Source organism: Paraburkholderia sp. RL17-373-BIF-A (assembly GCF_046030175.1).
In the GTDB taxonomy this organism is placed as follows: Bacteria; Pseudomonadota; Gammaproteobacteria; order Burkholderiales; family Burkholderiaceae; genus Paraburkholderia.
In genome coordinates this window covers 1-22487 of sequence record NZ_JARESO010000089.1, presented here as the reverse complement: position 1 = coordinate 22487, position 22487 = coordinate 1, and the positions used below count along the sequence as shown (strand labels likewise).

General features: G+C 60.1%; 23 protein-coding genes. 17 read left to right on the top strand and 6 right to left on the bottom strand.

Features of this window, described 5'->3' with window-relative positions:
• The 13 genes from P0D80_RS45415 to P0D80_RS45355 all read left to right on the top strand — a co-directional run.
• Nucleotides 1-343: electron transfer flavoprotein subunit alpha/FixB family protein (locus tag P0D80_RS45415; protein WP_408294142.1), on the top strand; the 343-nt coding region annotated here is incomplete at its 5' end.
• 125 nt (nucleotides 344-468) lie between these two features.
• Nucleotides 469-1671, top strand: coding sequence for a 3-oxoadipyl-CoA thiolase (gene pcaF / locus P0D80_RS45410; protein WP_408294139.1), 1203 nt, complete (start codon nucleotides 469-471; stop codon nucleotides 1669-1671).
• A 38-nt stretch (nucleotides 1672-1709) separates the two neighbouring features.
• Nucleotides 1710-1973 carry a hypothetical protein gene (locus P0D80_RS45405; RefSeq protein WP_408294148.1) on the top strand — a complete coding sequence of 88 codons (264 nt, stop codon included), beginning with the start codon at nucleotides 1710-1712 and terminating at the stop codon, nucleotides 1971-1973.
• A gap of 96 nt (nucleotides 1974-2069) precedes the next feature.
• Nucleotides 2070-2981 carry a LysR family transcriptional regulator gene (locus P0D80_RS45400; protein WP_408294136.1) on the top strand — a complete coding sequence of 304 codons (912 nt, stop codon included), beginning with the start codon at nucleotides 2070-2072 and terminating at the stop codon, nucleotides 2979-2981.
• 221 nt (nucleotides 2982-3202) lie between these two features.
• Complete coding sequence (locus P0D80_RS45395) at nucleotides 3203-3394, top strand: hypothetical protein (protein WP_408294133.1); 192 nt, start codon at nucleotides 3203-3205, stop codon at nucleotides 3392-3394.
• Nucleotides 3395-3440: 46 nt separating this feature from the next.
• Nucleotides 3441-4622 (top strand): acetyl-CoA C-acyltransferase, encoded by a 1182-nt coding sequence (locus P0D80_RS45390; RefSeq protein WP_408294130.1) that lies wholly within the window; start codon nucleotides 3441-3443, stop codon nucleotides 4620-4622.
• Nucleotides 4623-4635: 13 nt separating this feature from the next.
• A complete protein-coding gene (locus P0D80_RS45385; protein ID WP_408294127.1) occupies nucleotides 4636-5844 on the top strand; it encodes an acyl-CoA dehydrogenase family protein in 1209 nt (402 codons plus the stop codon).
• Nucleotides 5845-5854: 10 nt separating this feature from the next.
• On the top strand, nucleotides 5855-6997 hold the full coding sequence (locus tag P0D80_RS45380; RefSeq protein ID WP_408294123.1) for an acyl-CoA dehydrogenase family protein: 1143 nt from the start codon (nucleotides 5855-5857) through the stop codon (nucleotides 6995-6997).
• A complete protein-coding gene (locus P0D80_RS45375) occupies nucleotides 6990-7802 on the top strand; it encodes an oxepin-CoA hydrolase, alternative type (protein WP_408294120.1) in 813 nt (270 codons plus the stop codon). The genes P0D80_RS45380 and P0D80_RS45375 overlap by 8 nt, the downstream gene beginning before the upstream one ends.
• Before the next feature lie 43 nt (nucleotides 7803-7845).
• Nucleotides 7846-9054, top strand: coding sequence for a CaiB/BaiF CoA transferase family protein (locus P0D80_RS45370; protein ID WP_408179670.1), 1209 nt, complete (start codon nucleotides 7846-7848; stop codon nucleotides 9052-9054).
• Nucleotides 9055-9090: 36 nt separating this feature from the next.
• Nucleotides 9091-10077 (top strand): NAD(P)H-dependent flavin oxidoreductase, encoded by a 987-nt coding sequence (locus P0D80_RS45365; protein WP_408294115.1) that lies wholly within the window; start codon nucleotides 9091-9093, stop codon nucleotides 10075-10077.
• A gap of 215 nt (nucleotides 10078-10292) precedes the next feature.
• Nucleotides 10293-10613 (top strand): DUF485 domain-containing protein, encoded by a 321-nt coding sequence (locus P0D80_RS45360; protein WP_408179672.1) that lies wholly within the window; start codon nucleotides 10293-10295, stop codon nucleotides 10611-10613.
• The gene (locus P0D80_RS45355) at nucleotides 10613-12298 is read left to right on the top strand and encodes a cation acetate symporter (protein WP_408179673.1); all 1686 of its coding nucleotides are present in this window, start codon (nucleotides 10613-10615) and stop codon (nucleotides 12296-12298) included. Before P0D80_RS45360 ends, P0D80_RS45355 begins: the two co-directional genes overlap by 1 nt.
• A gap of 185 nt (nucleotides 12299-12483) precedes the next feature.
• Here the strand turns inward: P0D80_RS45355 and P0D80_RS45350 are convergent, their stop codons facing one another.
• A complete protein-coding gene (locus P0D80_RS45350; protein WP_408182919.1) occupies nucleotides 12484-12918 on the bottom strand; it encodes a PaaI family thioesterase in 435 nt (144 codons plus the stop codon).
• On the opposite strand from P0D80_RS45350, the gene P0D80_RS45345 reads away from it, so the two are divergent.
• Nucleotides 12827-13237, top strand: coding sequence for a hypothetical protein (locus tag P0D80_RS45345; RefSeq protein WP_408182955.1), 411 nt, complete (start codon nucleotides 12827-12829; stop codon nucleotides 13235-13237). The two genes, P0D80_RS45350 and P0D80_RS45345, sit on opposite strands and share 92 nt — an antisense overlap.
• Before the next feature lie 323 nt (nucleotides 13238-13560).
• Here the strand turns inward: P0D80_RS45345 and actP are convergent, their stop codons facing one another.
• From actP to P0D80_RS45320, 5 genes are all read right to left on the bottom strand, one after another.
• Complete coding sequence (gene actP / locus P0D80_RS45340; protein WP_408294110.1) at nucleotides 13561-15243, bottom strand: cation/acetate symporter ActP; 1683 nt, start codon at nucleotides 15241-15243, stop codon at nucleotides 13561-13563.
• On the bottom strand, nucleotides 15240-15563 hold the full coding sequence (locus tag P0D80_RS45335) for a DUF485 domain-containing protein (protein ID WP_310816404.1): 324 nt from the start codon (nucleotides 15561-15563) through the stop codon (nucleotides 15240-15242). The genes actP and P0D80_RS45335 overlap by 4 nt, the downstream gene beginning before the upstream one ends.
• Before the next feature lie 238 nt (nucleotides 15564-15801).
• Nucleotides 15802-17007 carry an acyl-CoA dehydrogenase family protein gene (locus P0D80_RS45330; RefSeq protein WP_408294105.1) on the bottom strand — a complete coding sequence of 402 codons (1206 nt, stop codon included), beginning with the start codon at nucleotides 17005-17007 and terminating at the stop codon, nucleotides 15802-15804.
• Nucleotides 17008-17020: 13 nt separating this feature from the next.
• Nucleotides 17021-18202 (bottom strand): acetyl-CoA C-acyltransferase, encoded by a 1182-nt coding sequence (locus P0D80_RS45325; RefSeq protein WP_408182925.1) that lies wholly within the window; start codon nucleotides 18200-18202, stop codon nucleotides 17021-17023.
• A 293-nt stretch (nucleotides 18203-18495) separates the two neighbouring features.
• The gene (locus P0D80_RS45320) at nucleotides 18496-19230 is read right to left on the bottom strand and encodes an SDR family oxidoreductase (protein ID WP_408294101.1); all 735 of its coding nucleotides are present in this window, start codon (nucleotides 19228-19230) and stop codon (nucleotides 18496-18498) included.
• A 177-nt stretch (nucleotides 19231-19407) separates the two neighbouring features.
• Between P0D80_RS45320 and P0D80_RS45315 the strand changes: the two genes are divergently transcribed.
• From P0D80_RS45315 to P0D80_RS45305, 3 genes are all read left to right on the top strand, one after another.
• Nucleotides 19408-20976, top strand: coding sequence for a class I adenylate-forming enzyme family protein (locus P0D80_RS45315; RefSeq protein WP_408182928.1), 1569 nt, complete (start codon nucleotides 19408-19410; stop codon nucleotides 20974-20976).
• A 161-nt stretch (nucleotides 20977-21137) separates the two neighbouring features.
• A complete protein-coding gene (locus P0D80_RS45310) occupies nucleotides 21138-21968 on the top strand; it encodes an IclR family transcriptional regulator (RefSeq protein ID WP_408294145.1) in 831 nt (276 codons plus the stop codon).
• Between the two features lie 187 nt (nucleotides 21969-22155).
• Nucleotides 22156-22487: DsbA family protein (locus P0D80_RS45305; protein WP_408294097.1), on the top strand; the 332-nt coding region annotated here is incomplete at its 3' end.

Sequence of the window (22487 nt, the reverse complement as noted above, 5' to 3'; positions counted from 1 at the left end):
TGTCTCGGGTGGCCGCGGTCTGGGCAACGGCGAGAACTACACGAAGGTGCTAGAACCGCTGGCGGACAAGCTGAACGCAGCGCTGGGCGCATCGCGCGCAGCCGTCGATGCGGGCTTCGTGCCGAACGACTATCAGGTCGGGCAGACCGGCAAGATCGTCGCACCGCAACTGTACATTGCAGTCGGCATCTCGGGCGCGATCCAGCATCTGGCCGGGATGAAGGACAGCAAAGTGATCGTCGCGATCAACAAAGACGAAGAAGCGCCGATCTTCAGCGTCGCAGACTATGGCTTGGTCGGAGACCTGTTTGCAGTCGTGCCAGATTTCGTAGCAACTACCTGAAGCAAGCTCGCTTCAAACTCGCGTACAGCGGGAAAAACGGCGAAACAATTCGGGGCTTTTGCTGGCAAAAGATTGAAACTGAAGGAGCCACGGAGCTCCTGTAACCTCAAATTGGAGAAGACAGTATGAGCGAGGCTCTTCTGTGCGATGCGATTCGCACGCCGATCGGCCGCTATGCGGGTTCACTGTCGTCGGTGCGCGCCGACGATCTGGGCGCGGTGCCACTCAAGGCGCTAATGGAGCGCAACAAGGAAGTCGATTGGAGCGCCATCGACGACGTCATCTACGGCTGCGCGAACCAGGCGGGCGAGGATAACCGCAACGTCGCGCGCATGTCGCTGCTGCTGGCGGGCTTGCCCAAGGAGGTGGCGGGCACCACGGTGAACCGTCTGTGCGGCTCGGGCATGGACGCTATCGGCATTGCGGCGCGCGCGATCAAGTCGGGTGAGGCCGGGCTGATGGTGGCGGGCGGCGTGGAAAGCATGAGCCGCGCGCCCTTCGTGATGGGCAAGGCGACGAGCGCGTTTTCGCGTCAGGCCGACATCTACGACACGACCATCGGCTGGCGTTTCATCAATCCGCTGATGAAGAAAATGTACGGCGTCGATTCGATGCCGGAAACGGGCGAAAACGTCGCAACCGACTACAACATCAGCCGCGCCGATCAGGATGCATTCGCGCTGCGCAGCCAGCAGAAGGCCGCGCGTGCGCAGCAGAACGGCACGCTCGCTCAGGAAATCGTTTCGGTGACGATTCCGCAAAAGAAGGGCGATGCGATCGTCGTCTCCAAGGACGAGCATCCGCGCGAAACGAGTCTCGAGACGCTGGCAAAGCTAAAGGGCGTCGTGCGTCCTGACGGCACGGTGACAGCAGGCAACGCGTCCGGCGTCAACGATGGCGCGGCGGCCTTGCTGCTGGCAAACGAAGAGACCGCAAAACGCTATGGACTGACACCGCGCGCGCGTGTGCTGGGCATGGCGACGGCCGGTGTCGATCCGCGCGTGATGGGTATCGGCCCTGCGCCCGCGACGCAAAAGTTGCTCATGCGCCTGAACATGAGCATCAACCAATTCGATGTGATCGAACTGAACGAAGCGTTCGCGTCGCAAGGCCTCGCGGTGTTGCGCGCGCTGGGTGTCGCGGATGACGATGCACGCGTCAATGCGAACGGCGGCGCCATTGCGTTGGGCCATCCGCTCGGCATGAGCGGCGCGCGACTGGTCACGACGGCAATGTATCAGCTGCAGCGTACGCAGGGACGCTTTGCACTTTGTACCATGTGCATTGGGGTCGGGCAGGGAATTGCGATCGCAATCGAGCGCCTGTAAGCGTGGCCACGTGCACGAGCGAGGTGGTCGTGAATGCAATGACAAACTTCGAGTTGCGCCGGCTCATGGCGGCAGCGTCCGCGAATCAGGAAGATGCTGACCTGTGGCGGATGTTCTCCAGTCTCTACGACGAGCGTCGCATCCGCTGGTGCGATTCTGCGCGAGGTTGGCTCGTATCAATCGACAATCGTCATCTCGCCACCGAAGCCAGCTTCGATCAGGCGATCCGGTTCGCGATTGCGCGATTTCTCAAGGTCCGGACTGGCACCAGGTCGGCAAGTGCGCGGGGTTCGCTCACGTGAACAGCGCCGATAGTGAATTCGGGCGGAGGTAGCGGTGCAGGATCGCTTTCTCGTTTCGGAGTTCCGAATTCTCCAGATTTGGTTAATCGATGCACCATGGACCTGAACCTGATCGGCTTGTTCATCGAGATCGTCGAATCGCATAGCCTGAGCGCCGCCGCGCGCAAGGTTGGTATGACGCGCTCGAACATCAGCCAGCGGCTCAAGCTGCTGGAACGCGAAACGGGCGCGCAATTGCTGCGCCGTTCGACACGGAATTTCGAACTGACGCAAGCCGGGCGCACGCTCTATGACTGTGGCCTGCGCATGCTGGAAGACCTGAGCACGGCTCGCGCGTCGATTGACAGCCTCGGGCGAACCTTGAGCGGTCGTGTTCGCATCAGCGTGCCGACAGGCTTCGGCAGGATGTTCATCGGATCGAAGCTGCTCGAATTCGCGCGGATGCATCCGAGCATCACACTCAATGTCACGTTCAACAACCGGATCGAAGATCTGATCGCTGCGGAAGTCGACGTCGCGTTGAGGATCACGGCGACGCCACCGTTGGATTGCGTGGCGCGCAATATCTGCTCGATTGACTGGAACCTCTATGCGTCGGCCGGCTATCTCGAGAAGCATGGTCCGATTGACTGTCCGGCGGATCTCGAAGCGCAGACGCTGGTCGCGTCGCCTTACCCAGAGCGGCGGGTCACGATGACACTCACGCACCGGCAGGACGACGCCGATGTCCACACCATCGCGATGCAGCCTGCGCTGCAGTCGTCCGACTATCCGTTTCTGGCGGAAGCGGTGAGTCAGGGCATGGGTGTCGGGCTGTTGCCGGCCTATGTGCCGTATGCGCCCAAGTGCCGCGAACTGTTGCGGATCCTGCCGCAGTACCGCGTCGCCGGCTTGCAGAACACGCTGTATATCGTGACGCTCCCCAATCGTTTTCCGTCGCCGGCGACGCAGGCCTTGATCGACTATCTGCGAGCCGAAATCGTCTCACTCGCGCAAACCTGGGCCTGAAAACAGGGCCTAAAACAGGGCATTTCTCCTGTTCCGCGCTCGGGTCATCCGAACCCGCCATCGCCCGCCACGTATCGTCAATATCGAGCTTTCACTGGCTAAGTCTTGCCGACGCTACACCGTCAATTTTCAGTTAACAGTTCGTCAATTGCCAGTTGGATTGTCAATGCAGTTGCTGCGTTTCACAATGACCCAACACGAATTACATGGAGACAAGGGCAATGACCCTCAAAGCGTCCGGCGTCGCGGTCAGGCAAGCCGTATTGCTGATCGACGCGAGGCGCACCTTCATCGGCGGCGCCGACATCCGCGAGTTCAAGCAACACGACCCGGTCTTCTGGCAATCGTCGCCGCTCATCGTCGATCTCGTCAAGCGCCGCGCCACACTGGCGAGCCTCGATCGTTCCGCCTGATCCGCTCAACCCGTCAAATACCCGCTTCAATTTCAGGATTCAGACCATGCGCGAAGCTGTCATTGTTTCCACCGCACGCACGCCGCTGACCAAGGCGCATCGCGGCGAATTCAACATCACACCCGGCCCCACGCTCGGATCGTTGGCCGTGCGCGCCGCCGTCGAACGCTCGGGCATCGACCCGCAACTGATCGAGGACGCGATCCTTGGCTGCGGCTATCCGGAAGGTACGACCGGCCGCAACATCGCACGCCAGACCGTGATCCGCGCGGGGTTGCCGCTGTCGATCGCGGGCACCACCGTGAACCGCTTCTGCGCTTCCGGGCTTCAGGCGATCGCGATGGCCGCCGGCCGCATTGTCGTCGACGGTGCACCGGCGATGATCGCCGGCGGCGTCGAAAGCATCTCCGGCATCCGTACCCGCGAAGACGGTGTGAGCGGGCTCGACCCATGGATCGTGGAACACAAGCCGTCGCTCTACATGACGATGATCGACACCGCCGACATCGTGGCTCAGCGCTACGGGATCAGCCGGGAAGAGCAGGACCGTTTTTCGGTGGAAAGCCAGCGGCGCACCGCGCAAGCACAGCTCGCCGGCCGCTACGTCGACGAGATCGTGCCGGTCACGACCACGATGGCCGTGACCGACAAGGAGACGGGCGCCGTCAGCCAGCGAGAGGTGACGGTCTCGGCCGACACCTGCAATCGCCCTGGTACGACCTATGAGGCGCTCGCGAAGCTTGCGCCTGTCAAGGGCCCGGAAAAGTACATCACGGCGGGCAACTCGTCGCAGAACGCCGATGGCGCTTCTGCCTGCGTGATGATGGAAGCGAAGGCCGCCGAACGCGCGAACCTCGCTCCGCTCGGCGCGTTTCGCGGTCTGGCGGTGGCGGGCTGCGAGCCGGATGAAATGGGCATCGGTCCGGTGCTCGCCGTGCCGAAGCTGCTCGCGCGTCATGGGCTCACGGTGAACGACATTGGCCTGTGGGAGCTCAACGAAGCGTTCGCATCGCAGGCGCTCTATTGCCAGCGGCGTCTCGAGATTCCGGCCGAGCGTCTGAACGTGAACGGCGGCGCGATTTCCATCGGGCATCCGTTCGGCATGACCGGCTCGCGTCTCGCGGGACACGTCCTTATCGAAGGACGGCGGCGCGGCGTGAAGTATGCCGTCGTCACGATGTGCATGGCCGGCGGCATGGGTGCCGCGGGGCTTTTCGAAATCTATTGAGAGACACGAGGTCATGGATCTGAACTTCACCCCCGAGGAGGAAGCCTTTCGCGAGCGCGTCGTGCGCTTTCTGAAGGAAAAACTGCCGGCGAGGCTTTCCAACAAGGTTCGCAGCGGCTGGCGCCTCACGCGTAGCGACATGGAAGAATGGCATGCGATCCTGAACGAACAGGGCTGGCTCGCGAGTCACTGGCCGGAACAGTATGGCGGTCCAGGCTGGAACGCCGTGCAGAAGTTCATCTTCGAGAACGAATGCGCGCTGGCGGCCGCACCGCGCATCTTGCCGTTCGGCGTGAACATGCTCGGGCCCGTGCTCATCAGGTATGGCAGCGAAGCGCAGCAGCGCTACTGGCTGCCGCGCATACTCGATGGCTCCGACTGGTGGTGCCAGGGCTATTCCGAACCGGGTTCGGGTTCGGACCTCGCGTCCGTAAAGACGACCGCGGTGCGCGGCATCGATGCGCAAGGCGAGCACTACATCGTCAACGGCCAGAAGACGTGGACCACGCTCGGTCAGCACGCGAACATGATCTTCTGCCTCGTGCGCACGGCATCCGATGTGCGCAAACAGGAGGGCATCAGCTTTCTGCTCGTGGACATGAACGCACCGGGCGTCGAGGTGCGTCCGATCATCACGCTCGAAGGCGAGCACGAGATCAACGAGGTGTTCTTCACCGATGTGCGCGTGCCGGCGGCCAACCTCGTCGGTGAGGAGAACAAGGGCTGGACGGTCGCGAAATATTTGCTGACCTATGAGCGCACGAACATCGCGGGCGTCGGCTTCTCGGTCGCGGCGCTGGCGCGATTGCGCCGGGTCGCGGCAAAGGTCACGCGCAACGGCGCACCGCTTGCCGACGATCCATTGTTTGCGGCGCGCCTCGCTCGCGTCGAGGTCGACCTCGAAAACATGAAGACGACCAATCTGCGTGTGATCGCCGCGGTGGCGGGCGGCGGCGTGCCGGGTGCGGAAAGCTCGATGCTCAAGATTCGCGGCACCGAGATCCGCCAGGAGATCTCGTCGCTGATGCGTCGCGCGGTGGGACCGTATGCGCAGCCCTTCATCGAAGACGCGCTGCACGAGGGCTATGACGAGGCAAGCGTCGGTCCCGAGGAAGCCGCGAGCGCAGCCACACTCTATTTCAACAACCGCAAGCTGTCGATCTTCGGCGGCTCCAACGAAATCCAGAAGAACATCATCTCGAAGATGATCCTGGGACTGTAAGAGGATCGCGATGAATTTCCAGCATACCGAAGACCGCCGCATGCTGGCGGATACGCTGAACCGCTTCGTGAGCGAGCAGTATGGCTTCGCTACGCGCGACACGCTCGCGCATAGCGACTCGGGTTTCAGCCGCGAACTGTGGGTCCGTTTCGCGGAACTGGGCATCGTCGGCGCGCTTTTCAAGGGGACCGACGGTGGATATGGCGGCGATGGCTTCGATATCGCCGTCGTGTTTGAGAGCCTCGGGCGGGGACTCGTGGTCGAGCCGTTCCTCGGTGCGCTGGTGGTCGGACACGCGCTTGCCCATACAGGCAGCGAGGCGCAGAAGGCGCTCATCGCGAGTCTGGTCGAGGGGCGTGCCGTGGCGGCGCTCGCACACGACGAACTCGGCTCGCACTACGAACTGACGAAGGTGTCGACGCGCGCCGTGCGCGGCTCGAACGGCTGGGTGCTGACGGGGGCCAAGACCGTCGTACAGCAGGGCGCGGAGGCCGACTTCTTCCTCGTCTCGGCGCGTACGAGCGGTGTGGCAGACGCCGAAGCAGGAATCTCGCTCTTTGTCGTTCCGCGCGAGACGGTGGGCCTCGATGTGCGCGGCTATCGGAAGATCGACGGCGGACGGGCCGCCGAAATCTGTCTGAACGAAGTGTGCCTCCCCGACGACGCGTTGCTCGGCGAACGGGACACGGCATTCGCGAGGCTCGAATTCTGCATCGGCGCCGGCGTGCTGGCGTTATGCGCGGAGGCCGTGGGCGCGATGGATGTCGCGAAAGACCACACGCTCGAGTATCTGCGCACGCGCAAGCAGTTCGGCGTCGCGATCGGCAGCTTCCAGGCGCTGCAGCACCGCATGGCCGACCTGCTGCTGGAAATCGAGCAGGCCCGCTCCGCCGTCATCAACGCCGCCGCCGCGCTTGGCGCGGGCCGCGTTGAGCGCGAACGCGCGCTGTCAGCGGCGAAGTACACGATCGGGCGCATCGGCACTCGCGTTGCCGAGGAATGCATCCAGATGCACGGCGGCATCGGCATGACGTGGGAGCTGCCGCTTGCGCACTACGCGAAGCGCCTTGTGATGATCGATCATCAGCTCGGCGACGAAGATCACCATCTCGAACGCTATATCACACTGGGAAGGAGTGAGCGCCATGAATGAACCTGTCCTTGTGCATCGCGACGGCGCGGTGCAACTGCTGTCGTTGAACAACCCGGCCGCGCGCAACGCGCTCACGCCCGAGGTGTACACGGCGCTACCGGCTGCGCTCGAGCAGGCGCAGCGCGATCCCGATGTCGGCGCAATCGTACTGACGGGTGTGGGTGGAGCTTTCTGCGCAGGCGGCGATCTGAAACGCCTCGCGCAGCGGCGCGCCATGACGCCGCCCGAGCGGCGCGCGGGCATCGAAGGCCTGCACGACATGATTCGCGCCATTCGCGACTGCAGCAAGCCTGTGATCGCGGCAGTCGAGGGAGCGGCGGCCGGCGCGGGCCTGTCGATCGCACTGGCGTGTGACATGCTGGTCGCCGCGCGCAATGCGTCGTTCTCGGTGGCGTACATCAAGGTCGGCCTTTCGCCCGATGGCGGCGCGACCGCGTTTCTGTCCGGGTTCGTCTCCCGGCAACTGCTGACCGAATTGTGCCTGACGGGCAGGCCTGTCACGGGCGAACGCATGCAGACGCTCGGCGTTGTGAATCGCCTCGTCGAGCCAGGCAGAGCACTCACGGAGGCCATCGCCATGGCACAGTCGGTTGCGGCCGGCCCCGAACGCGCGGCCGCCCGGATCAAGAGCCTGTGCCGCCACGCCGGTGAGAACACGCTCGAAGCGCAACTGGACCTTGAAGCCCAGTACATGGCGGAGTCGCTCGGTGACGACGAGGCTGCTGAAGGCATTGACGCCTTCTTCGACAAGCGCCCCGCTGATTTCCTGGCGTTGCGTCGCGCGCGGGCCGTGCCTTCCCAATAGACGTGGCGCGCTCGTCACCATCCCTTTTCACTCCGGATTTGCCATGTCGAACCTGAATTGTTCTCTCCCGCTCGCCGGCGTTCGCGTTCTGGATCTGTCCCGCGTGCTTGCCGGACCCTGGTGCGCCATGGTGCTCGGCGATCTCGGCGCCGAAATCATCAAGGTCGAGCATCCAAAGCGCGGTGACGACACGCGCGACTGGGGAGTGCGCGTCGGCACGACCGAGACGGCTTACTTCAATAGTGTCAACCGCAACAAGCGCTCGGTGTGTCTCGACCTGCAAACCGCCGAGGGCCAGCAGATCGCCTGCGAACTGGCACAGCAAAGCGATGTCGTGATCCAGAACTTCAAGTTCGGCGGTGCGGAAAAGCTCGGCCTTGGCTATGACCAGCTCAAGGAAGGACACGAAGATCTCATCTATTGTTCGATCTCCGGCTACGATCGCCGCGGACCGGAAGCGGCACGTCCCGGCTACGATCTCGTCATTCAGGGCGAGGCTGGGTTGATGGCGCTCAACGGGGAAGCCGATCGGCCGCCGCTCAAGTTCGGTGTGGCCGCCGTCGACCTGTTCACCGGGATGTACTCCGCCCAGGCGGTGCTCGCCGCGCTCTACGAGCGCCAGAAAACCGGCAAGGGACGGCACATCGAAATGGCGCTCTTCGACTGCGGCCTGATGATCACCGCGTACTACGGCCTGGAGGCGCTGATCATGGGTGAGGACCCGCCGCGCTACGGCAATTCGCATCCTTCGATCATGCCCTACGGCGTATTCGACGCAGAAGATGGGCCGCTCGTCATCGCGGTCGGCAACAATCGGCAGTACGAGCGCTTCTGCCGCGAGGTGATCGAACGCCCCGATCTTTTCGAAGACGAGCGTTTCCGCACGAATATCTCCCGCACGGCCAACCGCGAGGTGCTCGCGCCCGAACTCAAGCGCGAGATCGGCAAAAGAAAACGCCAGGATCTGCTCGAGCACCTGACGCAAGCCTGCATTCCCTGTGGCGAAGTTGCCGGCCTTCACGATGCGCTCACCTCAACGCGCGCGGCAGAGGCCGGGCTTGTGACGAGTTACGCGCATCCCGAGGCCGGCAGCACGCCCGTGCTCGCTCCGCCTTATCGCTTCGACGGCGCGCGCCTGCCTGTGAGAAACGCTCCGCCGCAACTCGGGGAAGGCACGAACGATGTTCTCCAGTCGTTGCTCGGACTGTCCCACGAACGACTTTCACAACTGAAGGCCGACGGCGTCGTCTGACGCTGCATTGGGCCTGACTTCTTAGGGGATCGTTGGATGAGCCAGATCGCTTTTTCCAATGGCGTCACCAGACTGTTCGGTACACGCCTGCCCATCGTCGCCGGCGGCCTGATGTGGCTCGCCGATGCGGACTATGTCGCCGCCGCGTCGCGCGCCGGCATCATCGGCTTCATCACGGCCGCGAGCTTTCCGGAGCCGCGTGCACTGCGCGCGGAGATCCGGCGCTGTCGCGACCTGTGTGAAGGCGGCCCGTTCGGCGTCAACGTTTCGATGCTGCCGAAGCTCGTCCCGGGCGAGAAGACGCTGGAAGTGTTCGAGCTCATCGTCGAAGAGGGCGTTAAGTTCGTCGAAACTTCCGGGCGCAGTCCGGAGGCATTCATGCCGCTGCTGAGGCAGGCCGGCATCAAGGTGCTCCACAAGGTTCCGGCAGTACGGTTTGCTGTCAAGGCGGCCTCGATCGGCGTCGATGCCGTCGCGATCGTCGGAGCCGAATGCGGCGGACATCCGGGACTCGACATGGTGGGATCGTTCGTCAACGCCGCGTGGGCGGAAAGCCACCTGGACATTCCTTACCTCATCGGTGGCGGCATCGGCCGCGGCTCGCAACTCGCCGCGGCGCTCGCAATGGGCGCTTCAGGCGTAATCGTCGGCACGCGCTTCGCCGTGGCCGAGGAGATCTGGGCACATGGCGATTACAAGCGGCGGCTGGTGGAAGCCGGGCCGACCGACACGGAATTGTGCATGCAGTCCCTGCGCAATACCGTGCGCACGCTGCGCAACGAGACGACGGCCGCTGTGAAGGAGATCGAGGCACAGAACCCGAATGTGACCATTCAGGACCTGATGCCGATGGTTGCCGGCAAGCTCGGCCGCAATGCATACGTCACGGGCGACTGGTCGAAGGGGCTGCTTTCTGCCGGGCAGTCGCTCGCGTTCGTCGACCGTATCGAACCGCTTGCCGACATCGTCCGCCGCTTCGAGAGCGACATGCGGCAGGCGCTGGCGCGGGTAGCGATCGCCTGATCGGGTTCATGGACGCCGCACGTGTCGTGCCGGCGTCAGTCATGCAGTCACGCAGTCACGCGGCGCGAGGCGATATTCCCCTCGCCAGCCGAACACCGTCCCCCATCCATAACAAGCGCTGTTGAAAGCAGCCCGTCAAGCAGTTGCATCGAGCTACCGAAGCTCATTCCATTCGTCGTCAAAGACGTCAGCAGACAACAGGCAGGAGACAACCCATGCAGCATGTCCACATCGATTCAATCAAGGCGAGCCCCGCGTACCAGCGGCTCATCACGTCACGTCGCCGTTTCAGCTTCACGTTGACAGCGCTGATGATCATCACGTACTACGGCTTTATCCTGTTCGTCGCCCTCGCACCTCAAGTGCTGGCCCATCCGCTGTATGCCGGAGCCACGACGAGTATCGGCATTGTCGTGGGCGTCGGCATCATCCTGATCGCGGTTGGAATGACCGGCTGGTACGTGCTGCGCGCGAACCGCACACTCGATCCTTCAATGAGCGCGCTTCTCGCCAGTGCAGGGAAGGAGACCCATTGATGAAACTCGTTCGCTTCCTCTCCTGTGCGAGCCTTGCCTCCATGGCCGCGCTCGCTCACGCCTCCTCCGTCGAAGGCCCAGTGCCGGATCATGTCGAGCTGAATCCCGTCGCAATCGGCATGTTCCTCTTATTCGTACTTGTCACGCTCGGCATTACGCGCTGGGCATCGCGCAGGACCCGCACGACAAAGGACTTCTACAGCGCGGGTGGCGGCATCTCCGGCTTTCAGAACGGGCTCGCCATTGCCGGGGACTACATGTCCGCAGCCTCGTTCCTGGGCCTCTCCGGCATGGTGTTCGTGTTCGGATTCGATGGCCTGATCTATTCGATCGGTTTTCTGGTCGGCTGGCCGTTTGTGATGTTCCTGCTCGCCGAGCCCTTGCGCAATCTCGGTAAGTTTACGTTCGTCGACGTGGTCGCCTACCGGTTCGAGCAGGCACCGATTCGCCTCCTGACTGCCAGCACGTCGCTCGTCGTCGTGGTCTTCTATCTGGTCGTGCAGATGGTCGGTGCGGGCAAGCTGATCCAGTTGTTGTTCGGGTTGCAGTACTGGATCGCGGAAGTCGTCGTCGGCGTGCTGATGGTGATCTACGTGTTCTTTGGGGGCATGACGGCGACCACCTGGGTGCAGATCATCAAAGCCGTGCTCCTGCTATGCGGCGCGACGTTCATGGCCGTCACCGCGCTCGCGCAATTTGGCTTCAATCCCGACGAGATGTTTCGACGCGCGGTCGACGTCCATCCCGGCTCACTCAGCATCATGGGCCCCGGCAAACTGCTGAAGGATCCGCTCAACGCACTTTCGCTTGGCATCGCGCTGATGTTCGGCACCGCAGGGTTCCCCCATATCCTGATGCGCTTCTTCACAGTGCCCAGCGCGAAGGAGGCGCGCAAGTCCGTGTTCGTCGCCACCGGGCTTATCGGGTATTTCTATCTGCTGACCTTCGTGATTGGCTTCTCCGCGATCGCACTGCTTGCGCAGCATCCCGAGTTCTTCAAGGCTGCCGTCGACGGGCATTTCAATCTCACGCGCGACCTCGTCGGCGGCTCGAACATGGTTGCCGTCAAGCTGGCGCAGGCGGTGGGCGGCAACCTCTTCTACGGCTTCATCGCCGCCGTGACGTTCGCGACGATCCTGGCGGTGGTCGCGGGCCTTACGCTCTCCGGGGCGACCACGGTTTCACACGATCTTTACGCATGCTGGCTCGCGCGCGGTAAAGTCAACGAAGCTCACGAAATGCGCATGTCACGTCTCGCGACACTGATACTGAGCGTCGTCGCGATCGGACTTGGCATTCTCTTCGAGCACGTCAATGTGGCGTTCCTGGTCGGTCTCGTGGCGGCCGTCGCTGCAAGTGCGAATTTTCCGGTGCTGGTGTCGTCGATTTTCTGGCGCGGCATGACGACCTGCGGCGCGGTGGTGGGCGGCGGTCTCGGGCTGACTTCCGCAGTGCTGCTGACACTGTTTTCGAAATCAGTATGGGTCGACGTGCTGCATCGGGCACATGCGCTGGTGTCCCTCGACAACCCCGCACTGATTTCGGTGCCGCTCGCGTTCGCGGGCATCTGGGTCTTCTCGATGCTGGATCGCGGCGCGCGTGCGCAGCGAGAGCGGCAAGCGTTTGCGCTGCAGGAATTTTATGGGCAGACGGGCATGCTGTCGGCGAAGGCAGTCGATCACTGAACACCGTTCGCGCGGACAACCGCGAAGCATGCTTTCGCGGCTCGCACACGCGAGCCGCGCCACGTTTCGTATGACTGGAAACGCGACTGATTACCGGTGCCCGGGGATACGACGGCGGACGTTGCGAATGCTTTTGTGGCTACGGCACGAGCGTTTGGATCGCAGTTCGGTGATCAGTCACCGGTTCAACCTCTCTTCAAAAAGCAAGTCGCCGTTGCCGTCGCGAGAAGTTTCCCGTCGAGGGATTTCAACGTACCTTCCGAGGTTGCGATGTTCCTCGAGACGTGGACCGTGCGGCCTTCCGCCACGACGTCCTGATCGCGCGGCACAGGCCGCAGCATTTTCACTTGCAGGTCGATCGTGCCGTAACCGACGCCGGCCTCCAACATCGAGTGCACGGCGCAACCCGTCACGGAATCGAGTATGGTTGCGGCGAAGCCGCCGTGCACGCCGCCAAGTGGATTCAGATGCTGGCTGCCGGCGCGCGCTGTCATCTTCACATATCCAGGGTCGACCTCTGTGAACCACATGGGAATCGTCTCCGCCATCGAAGACCGCGGCAAGTCGCCTGACACGGCGGCGCGCAGCAATTCAAGACCGCTCATTTCCAACGGATTCATCCTTTCCTCTCCTGATTTTGTTCAAACGAGCGCCAACACGATGGTTGTCCGCGCGTTCGCAATCCGTACCGTCCTACTGTCGAACGACTTTCGTGAAATCCGGCCGGCGCTTCTGCGCAAACGCCGTGAAGGGTTCTTTCGCTTCGGCGCTTGCAGGTCGTTCCATGTGACGGCCGGTACACCACTACCTGATAGCTCAACTTTGAATTCTGGGGTCATTAACTTGCCTGCCAAAATTCGCGGCGTCGAGAGGTGCCTCCTCTGGAACGCCATCGCGCTTAAACGTTCGCATGCGAAGTATAAACCTATTCGCATTTGAAGCGCATTTGTGAAAGTCAACGAGCCGTCAACTGAAACTTGACATCAACGCGGCTGCGGCACTTCGCGAGGTTGAAGGAGCGACTGGTGGTTGGCGCGCTCGCGGGGCAACAGTCATGTCCAGCATTGCTGGCATATAGCGGCCAAGAGCAAGTCGGCAGTCAGACAGGCAAACCGACGGGTTCTTCGCGAGACTGGCGACGCCCGCAACCACGTTTCAGTTCGGCCGCGAGGCGTCATGGATAGGCCCCAGTGCACGCTGAGATGGGTCACTGTTAGCGAGGCGCCGTACAGGCGCTGGCCTGCACAGCGTCTTGCGCTACATCAGTGACTGGTGGCTTCCATAGGTGAAATGCCTGTCTGGGAGATGAACTCCTGCGCGTCGAAGGCGGCAATTTCCCTTTTGGCGCGGGCAGTGCGGTCAAGCTTCGAGAAGACAAATATGCCTGCAAAGGCGAGCGGCACGGAAAAAAGAGACGGATTGTCGAGACTGATGGGCGCGGTGGCGTGTTGCATGACATCAACCCATACCGGTTTGGACAGGATTGTCAAAACCACGGCCGAGACAAGGCCGAGTAGGCCGCCAAGCACGGCGCCTAGCGTGGTTGTGCCTCGCCAGAATATTGAACAGAGAAGAACGGGGCAATTGGCGCTGGCGGCAATCGCTGCTCCCATGCTGACGATAAACGCGACATTCACGTGCTCAAAAGGAATACCCAAGCCTACTGCGACCATCGTTAGTGCGACAGTTGATATGCGAGATATCTGCATCTCCCGGCGATCGGACTGTTTCCCGCGAGCTATGCACGAAGAATATAGATCGTGCGACACGGTTGCCGCGCCGGCCAATGTCAGACCCGCTACCACGGCGAGTATGGTCGCAAAAGTCACAGCGGCAATGAAGCCGTAAAAGACACTTCCTCCGACCGCCTTGGCAAGGTTAACGGCGACCATGTTTGTTCCCCCGATAAGGTCTCGGGTGAGCAGAAACTGACCGGTCGAACCAATTTTGAAAAATTCTGGATGTTGGGAGAGAAGGGCGATCGCAGAAAAACCGATCACAAAGGTGAGAAGGTAAAAATAGCCAATAAAGCCCGTCGCGAAGAATACCGATTTTCTCGCTTCGGCCGCGTCACGAACGGTGAAGAAACGCATCAGGATATGAGGAAATCCCGCTGGACCGAGCATGCCGGCTATGCCGAGCGATAGTGCGTTTAGTGGTTCGTGCATGAGGTGCCCTGGTCCCATGATCGCTTCCGAGTGCGGATGGGCGTGAATCGCCGCGGTGAACATCGCCTCCGGACTGAAGCCAAATTGAGCAAGAGAGGCTACCGCCATGAACGTTACGCCAAAAAGAAGGAGCCCAGCCTTGATTATCTGTACCCAGGTAGTGGCGGTCATCCCTCCAAATGAAACGTACGTGACCATCAATATGCCGACGATCACTTCGGCAATCCAGTACGGTAGATGAAAAAGCAACTCGATTAGCTTGCCCGCGCCGACCATCTGCACGATCAGAAAAAAGACGACGACGACGAGCGAAGTACACGAGGTAAGCAACCGTATTGGCACCTGTTGCAACCGGTGTGCAACCACGTCCACAAAGGTGAACTTGCCTAGGTTTCTCAGCGGTTCGGCGAGCAGAAACATGAGGAATGGCCATCCGACAAGAAAACTGATGGCGTAGATAAGGCCATCAAGGCCAAACGCGAAAACCATGCCGGAAAGGCCCAGGAAGGACGCAGCGGACATGAAGTCGCCCGCCATCGCGAGCCCATTCTGTAGCCCGGTAATGTTGCCGGCGCCTGTATAGAAAGCGCGCGTCGATGTATTTCGACGGGCGGCCCAACGTGTAATTGCGAGAGTCACACATACGAACAGGAAGAACATCGAAATGGCGATAGGGTTCAGCGTCGCTCCGTGGACAGCGGAAGCGTTCCCCTCGGCGGCCTGAACGCAAGCTGGAACACAGAGAGCGAGAAGCGGAATGTGTAATGTCGGTTTCATTCTGCGTGCGCTCCGCTGGATTTCTGCAAGACGCGTTTCATACTGGGGTCGAGGACGCGGGTCACGACAAGCGCGTACCATCCGGTCAGACTGACAGCAGTCACAATGACGATTACACCGGCAACGATGCCGATGCTGGTGGAAGCGCCGTGGTAGATCGGCCGTGCCAGAAAGCGAGGCGCAGCGGCCACGAGAACGATGAATCCGTAATAAGTCAGTGTCATCAGTCCGGCAAAAGTGAAGCTAAAGCGGCGCTTGGCTCTCACAAGCGCCCGATAGTCTCCACTTTTCCGTATTGCGTCTATTAGGATCTGCTGCATGGATGTCTCCTTTCTGCCTCTGGTAATCGCCTTTTGGCGTATGTCGGCTTAACTTCTGCTGATCAACCGTCTTGTGCCGGCGACGGACTTGTTATATTGGTTGCGCGCCGCGGGAATTTGATCGATAACTGGCGTCGAACTCAACCACTTCCCTCAAGCGCAATGTTCTTGGGAGATGATGGCTTTCGTCGCCGAGTTGATGATCACTCATCATGCTCAAATTTCATCCTGATCTTCCTCAGAGACCAAGAATGGATCTGGAAATAATGTTCTTTTGAATCTCATTCGAACCGCCATAGATCGAGAGCTTCCGATTGTTCAGGTATAGCGGGGTGACAGAGGAGGCTCCGGCGGGACCGACACCCGCAACGTCATCGCCGTGCAGTGCCTCCTCGATATAGGGGAGCGCATACGGTCCCAACGCTCTGCGCATCAGCGAAGAGATCTCCTGTCGTATCTCGGTGCTTTTGATTTTGAGCATCGAGCTTTCCGCACCCGGGGCACCGCCGGACGTCGCAGCGGCAATGACGCGAAGATTAGTGGTCTTCATGTTTTCAAGTTCGATCTCGACACGCGCGACACGAGCAGCGAAATACGGATCTTCGATGAGGGGACGTCCTCGGAGAGTCTGGCTTTTGGCAATCCGTTTGAGCCGATCGAGCAGGGCGACAGACAGGCCGACACCCGCGATATTGGTTCGCTCGTAGGTAAGCAGATACTTGGCGTATGTCCAGCCTTTGTCTTCTTCTCCAATGAGGTTTTCGGCAGGCACTCTTACGTCACTGAAGAACACCTCATTGACCTCGTGTTCACCATCAAGAGTGATAATGGGGCGGACATCTACGCCTTCCGACTCCATATCGATCAGCAGGAAACTGATTCCCTCCTGCTTGCGGACTTCCGAGCAAGTTCGAACGAGGCAAAAGATCTTGTTGGCATAGTGTCCAAGCGTGGTCCATGTCTTTTGCCCGTTGACGATATAGTGTTCACCCCGAGAGTCGATCTGGCGTACTGCGCTTGTCCGGACCGACGCCAAATCGGAACCGGACCCCGGCTCAGAATAGCCTTGGCACCACCAGTCGGATCCGTCGAGTATTCTGGGCAGCCAATGGTGTTTTTGCTGTTCCGTCCCGTACTTGATGACAACCGGTGCGAGCATGTTCACCCCAAATGGGACGATGCGAGGCGCACCAGCAAGCGCGCACTCGGTCTCAAAGATGTATTTCTCGGTGGGTGTCCACCCGGTGCCCCCATATTCGATGGGCCAGTGAGCAGCCAGCCAGCCTTTGGCATTCAGGATGCAATGCCAATCGTGGAGATCGGCGCGAGTCAGTCGAATTCCGTTGCGTACCTTGTTTGATATGTGTGCAGGCAAACTGCTTTGCAGAAAAGCTTGTACGTCAGAACGGAAGCGGTTTTCCTCTGCGCTAAATTCGAGGTCCATTTGCTCGGGCCCCTCAAAAGATCTCAAAGAGCGCCGCCGCACCCATGCCACCGGCAATACACATTGTGACTACGGCATATTTCACGCCGCGTCTGCGTCCTTCAAGGAGAACATGGCCGGCCAGGCGTGCACCTGTCATTCCGAACGGATGGCCGAGGGCAATTGCACCTCCATCGACATTGAGGCGCTCAGCTGGGATGCCGAGTTTTTCCTGGCAATAAATCGCCTGTGATGCGAATGCCTCGTTCAGTTCCCAAAGCCCTATGTCATCGACCTTGAGATTGTGTCGATCAAGCAACTTCGGTACGGCCAACGTCGGTCCGATGCCCATCTCATCAGGCTCGCAGCCGGCGACAACCATACCTCTGAACGCACCGAGGGGATCGATGTTTGCCCGTTCGGCATCCTTCGCGTTCATCAGTACACACGCGGACGCACCGTCAGATAGTTGAGAGGAGTTCCCGGCTGTCACGAATCGGTCCGGGCCTTTTACCGGCTCGAGCCGCGAAAGGCCTTCGAACGTGGTGTCAGGCCGGTTGCATGTGTCTTCGTCGATCGTGACTTCTTTCAGCGTGACGACGCCTGTGTTTTTATCCTTGACCGCCATCGTGGTGGTAACGGCGATGATCTCTTCCTTGTATCTGCCTTCAGCCTGAGCCCGCATAGTCTTCTGCTGGCTTGCGAGAGAGAATCGGTCTTGCGCTTCGCGGCTGATGCCGTAGCGCTTTGCGACGATGTCACCCGTATCGATCATCGCCATGTAGAGATCAGGCTTATGCTCCGCAATCCACGGATCGAGGTGTTTGTCGGCGTCTTCGCGAGTCTGGATTCCAGTTATGCTTTCTACGCCTCCGGCGATAACCGCTTGTGCACCATCTACGACAATACGTGCGGCCGCCGTGCCGATTGCCTGAAGTCCCGAGGCGCAAAAGCGGTTTATGGTTGTCCCAGCAATGGACAGAGGAAGGCCTGCCCGCACGACAGTCTGGCGGGCTACATTGCGCCCGGTGATGCCCTCTGGATACCCGCAGCCGAGAATGGTGTCTTCGATCAGGGACGGGTCTACGCCTGAGCGGTCTACGGCTGCTCGAACGGCCCATGCAGCAAGGGTCGGCCCATGTGTCCGGTTGAATTCTCCACGGTGAGATTTTGCAAGCGGAGTTCGGGCGGTGGAAACAATAACGGCTTCACGCATATATATTTCTTCAGAAGGAAGTAGGTCTTTAATCGTTCAAGCAGGAGAAGCCTGGTCCTTGATCTGCTAGCTGGACGAGAAGCGGAGAACCGCCCTTACGGAGGGTTGGTCTCCGCGAACCGGCTGGCATCCAGAAGCTCTGCACGGATCCGGATGCTCAGTGCGTTCAAAGGTGGACTGCTGATCGCTGCGACGAGGACTGATCCATTCAGCCGCCGGGTTACGGATTGGTCGGGGGCGTTGAGGAAGGTGGCGGATTGGCAAATCGCTGCGCAGGTCAGCCTCCGATGCATTCACCACGATTCCATCCAGGGCCGAATGTCGAGTTCATGGGTCCACGCATCGCGTGGCTGCTGATGCAGCATCCAGTAGGTGTCGGCAATATGTTCGGGATTGACAATGCCGTCGACTTCCTTGAGTTTGCAACGATCGGGGAAGCTCTCGCGAATGAATTCCGTGTCGATGGCGCCGTCGACAATCAACTGTGCAACATGTAATCCTTTAGGTGCCAATTCCTTGGCCATCGACTGGGCCAACGCGCGCAACGCGTGCTTCGCGCCAGAAAACGCTGCGTAACCGGCTCGGCCGCGCAAACTCGCAGTGGCGCCAGTGAAGAAAATGGATCCTCTTTCACGGGGCAACATCACTTTTGCCGCTTCCCGGCCCATCAGGAAGCCGGCAAAACACGCCATCTCCCAAACTTTCTGATACACGCGAGCAGTGGTGTCCGTAATGTCGAATTTGACGTTCGCGCCGATGTTGAAAATTGCGGCTTCGACTGGAGCAATGTTCGCTTCGATTTCCTCAAACAGGGAAACCATCGCCTCTTCTTTTCGTGCGTCTGACCCGAAGGCGTACGCATCACCGCCCTCCGAGCGAATCTGTTCGACAAGGGGTGTGAGTCTCTCCGGATGTCGGCGGGTCACGCACGCGATGTAACCCTCGCGGGCAAAACGACGTGCGATTGCTCCGCCGGTCGCGTCGCCGGCCCCGATCACCACCACAGCCTTTTTGGATGTTGCCATCATGTCTCCGATATTGAACCGCAGAGCAGAATGAAGAACTGCACTGCAACCCATTATCGGAACGCATTCTGGGAAAGTCAAAGATTTTTTGTGCTGATGAAGCGACGAAATTTGCTTCGTTGAACTGCTATGCAGTATAGTAGACCGCAGAGCGATACAAAAGTGACTCGGAGACACCGGATGACTGTCCTGCTGAACGGGCGCCCGCTACGGCGCATTCACAATGTGATCGACCCATGGGTCAGCGCGAGTCCGGATGCGCCCGCCTTGCTCGACCGGACTGCCAGTCTTACTTACAGGCAGCTGCATGAGGCAGTCGAAGGGGCTGCGCAACGCTTGGGCGAGCTCGGCGTGCGACCGGGTGATCGCGTACTCGTTGTTTGCGAGAACTGCGTCGCGGTAGGCGTGCTCCTGCTGGCGCTGAGCCGGCTTGATGCGTGGGCTGTCGTGGTCAATGCGCGTCTGTCACCCCGGGAGATCGATACATTCGCTGAGCATTCGGGTGCGAGGCGTGTCATCTATACGCCTGACGTTTCTCTTGAAGCCGGGGCGCATGCCCGGCGGGTTGGAGCAAAGGAAGAATTCTGGCCGCTGACAGGCCGTCTAAATATCGGGCCGCTGAACGGGCCGGCTGTGGCAGAGCAAACACACACCGATCCCGCGGAACAGGTCGCGGTGATGATTTACACGTCCGGCACCTCAGGCAGCCCGAAGGGTGTCATGTTGACGCACTCAAACCTCTTATTCATATCGGAGGTTGCGCGATCGGTCAGGCTCCTGTCGCCGCAAGATACGGTGTATGGCGTCTTGCCCATGGCGCATGTGGTGGGACTCTCATCGCAACTTCTGGGGGCGCTTGCTTGCGGTAGCAAGTTGTTCATCGAGTCGCGCTACTCGGCGGAGGCGCTGGCCGACGCGATACTGAAGCGCGGCGCGACGGTCTTCGTCGGTGTTCCTGCGATGTTTTCGAAGTTGCTTGAATGGTCGCGCGCGAATGGCGTAGATATAAGTCGCCATCAGCTACGTTCAGTCGGTGCGGCAGGATCGCCTCTTACTCCAGAGCTCAAAGCGCAGATCGAGGCGGCCATGCAGACAACCCTGCAAAACAGCTACGGGCTGACAGAAACCTCACCGACCATTTGCCAGACACTGTTGCTGTCCGCCCCGCGGAACGACTGTTCCGTTGGACCACCGGTACCGGGCGTCGAGGTTCGTATGATGGGAAGTGACGGCCGCGATGTTGCCCGTGGCGAAGTTGGCGAACTGTGGGTGCGCGGACCCAATGTAATGAAAGGCTATTACCGCGCATCGGACCTGACGGCAGAGTCGATTCAGGATGGTTGGTTCAATACCCGCGACCTCGCTAGACAGGGCGAGGACGGCGGTGTCTTCATCATGGGCCGTACCCGCGAATTGATCATCCGCTCAGGATTCAATGTTTTTCCGGTCGAAGTCGAGCAGGCGATAAATTCCTATCCGGGTGTGGTTCAATCCGCAGTCATTGGCCGCCCCGCCGAAGGAAACGAACAGGTTATTGCTTACGTAGAGCCCGAAGCCAATGTCTACGTTGACACCGACGATCTGGACAGATGGGTTCGGCAGCAACTTGCACCGTACAAGGTGCCAGCGGAAATTCACGTGATAGAGAAGCTCCCTGCCGCGCCGACTGGGAAAGTGCTAAAAGGCAATCTCCGCGAGCTTGACGTGTTGCGAAGCGCGGAGCGCCGCGCGACGCATCCTGGCGGCTGACAGTGAAGCTGACAAGGCCGCTTCTTCGTACTAGACGCGTGGTATCGTGTCGCGGCTCGCGGCGCCGACCAGGGTGCCCGGGCTGCTGCAAAGTGTGTTGTGCGACGCAGCAATCGTGACAATCCTCTACGAACGGCGATCGGCCGGAGATAAAATTGAATATGAACACTGCAGAAGGCGATCGCGTGGACGATGACGCAGCGGACGAGGAATCAGGATCTGATGGCGCGTCCGATCGTCATTTTGTTACGGCCCTCGCTCGCGGCCTTGAGGTATTGAGCTGCTTTAAGACGGGCAATAACTTTCTGGCAAATCACGAGATCGCACAAAAATGCGGGCTGCCGCGTTCAACCGTTACGAGACTGACGTACACGCTGACCAAGCTGGGCTATCTTCATCTGGTGCCGAACAGCGGTAAATATCGCCTCGGGACAGCAACGGTTGCATTGGGCAGCGCAATGCTGGCAAAACTCGACGTGCGCCAGGTCGCCCGTCCGTTCATGCAGTTGCTTGCCGCGGAGACTGAGGCCATCGTTGCGCTGTCAACGCGCGACCGGCTTTCGATGCTGTACCTGGAATGTTGCAGGGGCAGTTCTATCGTCACACTTAGCCTGGACGTCGGGTCGCGCATACCTTTAGGCACCACGGCCGCAGGCCGGGCCCTGCTGGCCGGATTGCCCGCGCCCGAACGTTCGGATCTGATGGAACGAATTCGCGAGCTGGACGATGCAGCCTGGCCTGGGATAAGCGCGGGTATCGTACGAGCGGTGGACGAGTATGAAGCGACGGGATGTTGCTCTTCTCTCGGAGACTGGGTGAAGGGCGTGCACGGTATTGCCGTCCCATTCAATCCGGGGAGGGGGCTGCCGGTTATGGTCATGAGCGTTGCAGGAGCTGCACAAGCGTTCCCAAAAGATCAGTTGATGCACTTCGCTTCGAAGTTGATAACTATGGTCAAAAGCATTGAGGAAAATCTCGGCAAGATGCCGTAGCTGAAAAAATATGTGCGCGGTGGCATCGCTGCCTTTTCGACACGATGATGGTGCCAGGACGGTCACTTTTAGCATGGGTGGCTGTCGTTTAGTGGTTGATTGATCATTGCGAATTCCAGTCGCAATGACTGTTTTCGAGTGCATATGCACAATATAGTGCATGTTGAACGATATGACGGGAGACAACGTGAGTAAGATCCAGGTTGATTTTCTTTTTGACTTCGGCAGTCCAAATGCGTACCTCAGCCACAAGGTGATTCCGCATATCGAGGCGCGCCAGGAAGTGGTGTTCCGGTACGTGCCTATTCTGCTCGGCGGACTATTCAAGCTGACAGGGAATCAATCGCCCGCAGACGCCTTTTCCCATATCAAGAACAAACCGCAGTTCGGCAAACTCGAAACTGCCAGGTTTGTCGCCCGATATGGGATCACGGAGTACCGATACAACCCATATTTTCCGATCAATACTCTAAAGCTGATGCGCGGAGCCGTTGCAGCCCAGCTGGACGGAACGTTCGA

Bases quoted from the DNA above. Each gene is read 5' to 3' on its own strand.
- P0D80_RS45365 (WP_408294115.1), top strand. From the start codon at position 9,091: ATGAGCCAGATCGCTTTTTCCAATGGCGTCACCAGACTGTTCGGTACA.
- P0D80_RS45400 (WP_408294136.1), top strand. From the start codon at position 2,070: ATGGACCTGAACCTGATCGGCTTGTTCATCGAGATCGTCGAATCGCAT.
- P0D80_RS45385 (WP_408294127.1), top strand. From the start codon at position 4,636: ATGGATCTGAACTTCACCCCCGAGGAGGAAGCCTTTCGCGAGCGCGTC.
- P0D80_RS45320 (WP_408294101.1), bottom strand. From the start codon at position 19,230: ATGATGGCAACATCCAAAAAGGCTGTGGTGGTGATCGGGGCCGGCGAC.
- pcaF (WP_408294139.1), top strand. From the start codon at position 469: ATGAGCGAGGCTCTTCTGTGCGATGCGATTCGCACGCCGATCGGCCGC.
- actP (WP_408294110.1), bottom strand. From the start codon at position 15,243: ATGAAACCGACATTACACATTCCGCTTCTCGCTCTCTGTGTTCCAGCT.
- P0D80_RS45390 (WP_408294130.1), top strand. From the start codon at position 3,441: ATGCGCGAAGCTGTCATTGTTTCCACCGCACGCACGCCGCTGACCAAG.
- P0D80_RS45315 (WP_408182928.1), top strand. From the start codon at position 19,408: ATGACTGTCCTGCTGAACGGGCGCCCGCTACGGCGCATTCACAATGTG.
- P0D80_RS45370 (WP_408179670.1), top strand. From the start codon at position 7,846: ATGTCGAACCTGAATTGTTCTCTCCCGCTCGCCGGCGTTCGCGTTCTG.
- P0D80_RS45375 (WP_408294120.1), top strand. From the start codon at position 6,990: ATGAATGAACCTGTCCTTGTGCATCGCGACGGCGCGGTGCAACTGCTG.
- P0D80_RS45330 (WP_408294105.1), bottom strand. From the start codon at position 17,007: ATGGACCTCGAATTTAGCGCAGAGGAAAACCGCTTCCGTTCTGACGTA.
- P0D80_RS45350 (WP_408182919.1), bottom strand. From the start codon at position 12,918: ATGAATCCGTTGGAAATGAGCGGTCTTGAATTGCTGCGCGCCGCCGTG.
- P0D80_RS45325 (WP_408182925.1), bottom strand. From the start codon at position 18,202: ATGCGTGAAGCCGTTATTGTTTCCACCGCCCGAACTCCGCTTGCAAAA.
- P0D80_RS45360 (WP_408179672.1), top strand. From the start codon at position 10,293: ATGCAGCATGTCCACATCGATTCAATCAAGGCGAGCCCCGCGTACCAG.
- P0D80_RS45310 (WP_408294145.1), top strand. From the start codon at position 21,138: ATGAACACTGCAGAAGGCGATCGCGTGGACGATGACGCAGCGGACGAG.
- P0D80_RS45335 (WP_310816404.1), bottom strand. From the start codon at position 15,563: ATGCAGCAGATCCTAATAGACGCAATACGGAAAAGTGGAGACTATCGG.
- P0D80_RS45395 (WP_408294133.1), top strand. From the start codon at position 3,203: ATGACCCTCAAAGCGTCCGGCGTCGCGGTCAGGCAAGCCGTATTGCTG.
- P0D80_RS45355 (WP_408179673.1), top strand. From the start codon at position 10,613: ATGAAACTCGTTCGCTTCCTCTCCTGTGCGAGCCTTGCCTCCATGGCC.
- P0D80_RS45380 (WP_408294123.1), top strand. From the start codon at position 5,855: ATGAATTTCCAGCATACCGAAGACCGCCGCATGCTGGCGGATACGCTG.
- P0D80_RS45345 (WP_408182955.1), top strand. From the start codon at position 12,827: ATGGGAATCGTCTCCGCCATCGAAGACCGCGGCAAGTCGCCTGACACG.
- P0D80_RS45405 (WP_408294148.1), top strand. From the start codon at position 1,710: ATGACAAACTTCGAGTTGCGCCGGCTCATGGCGGCAGCGTCCGCGAAT.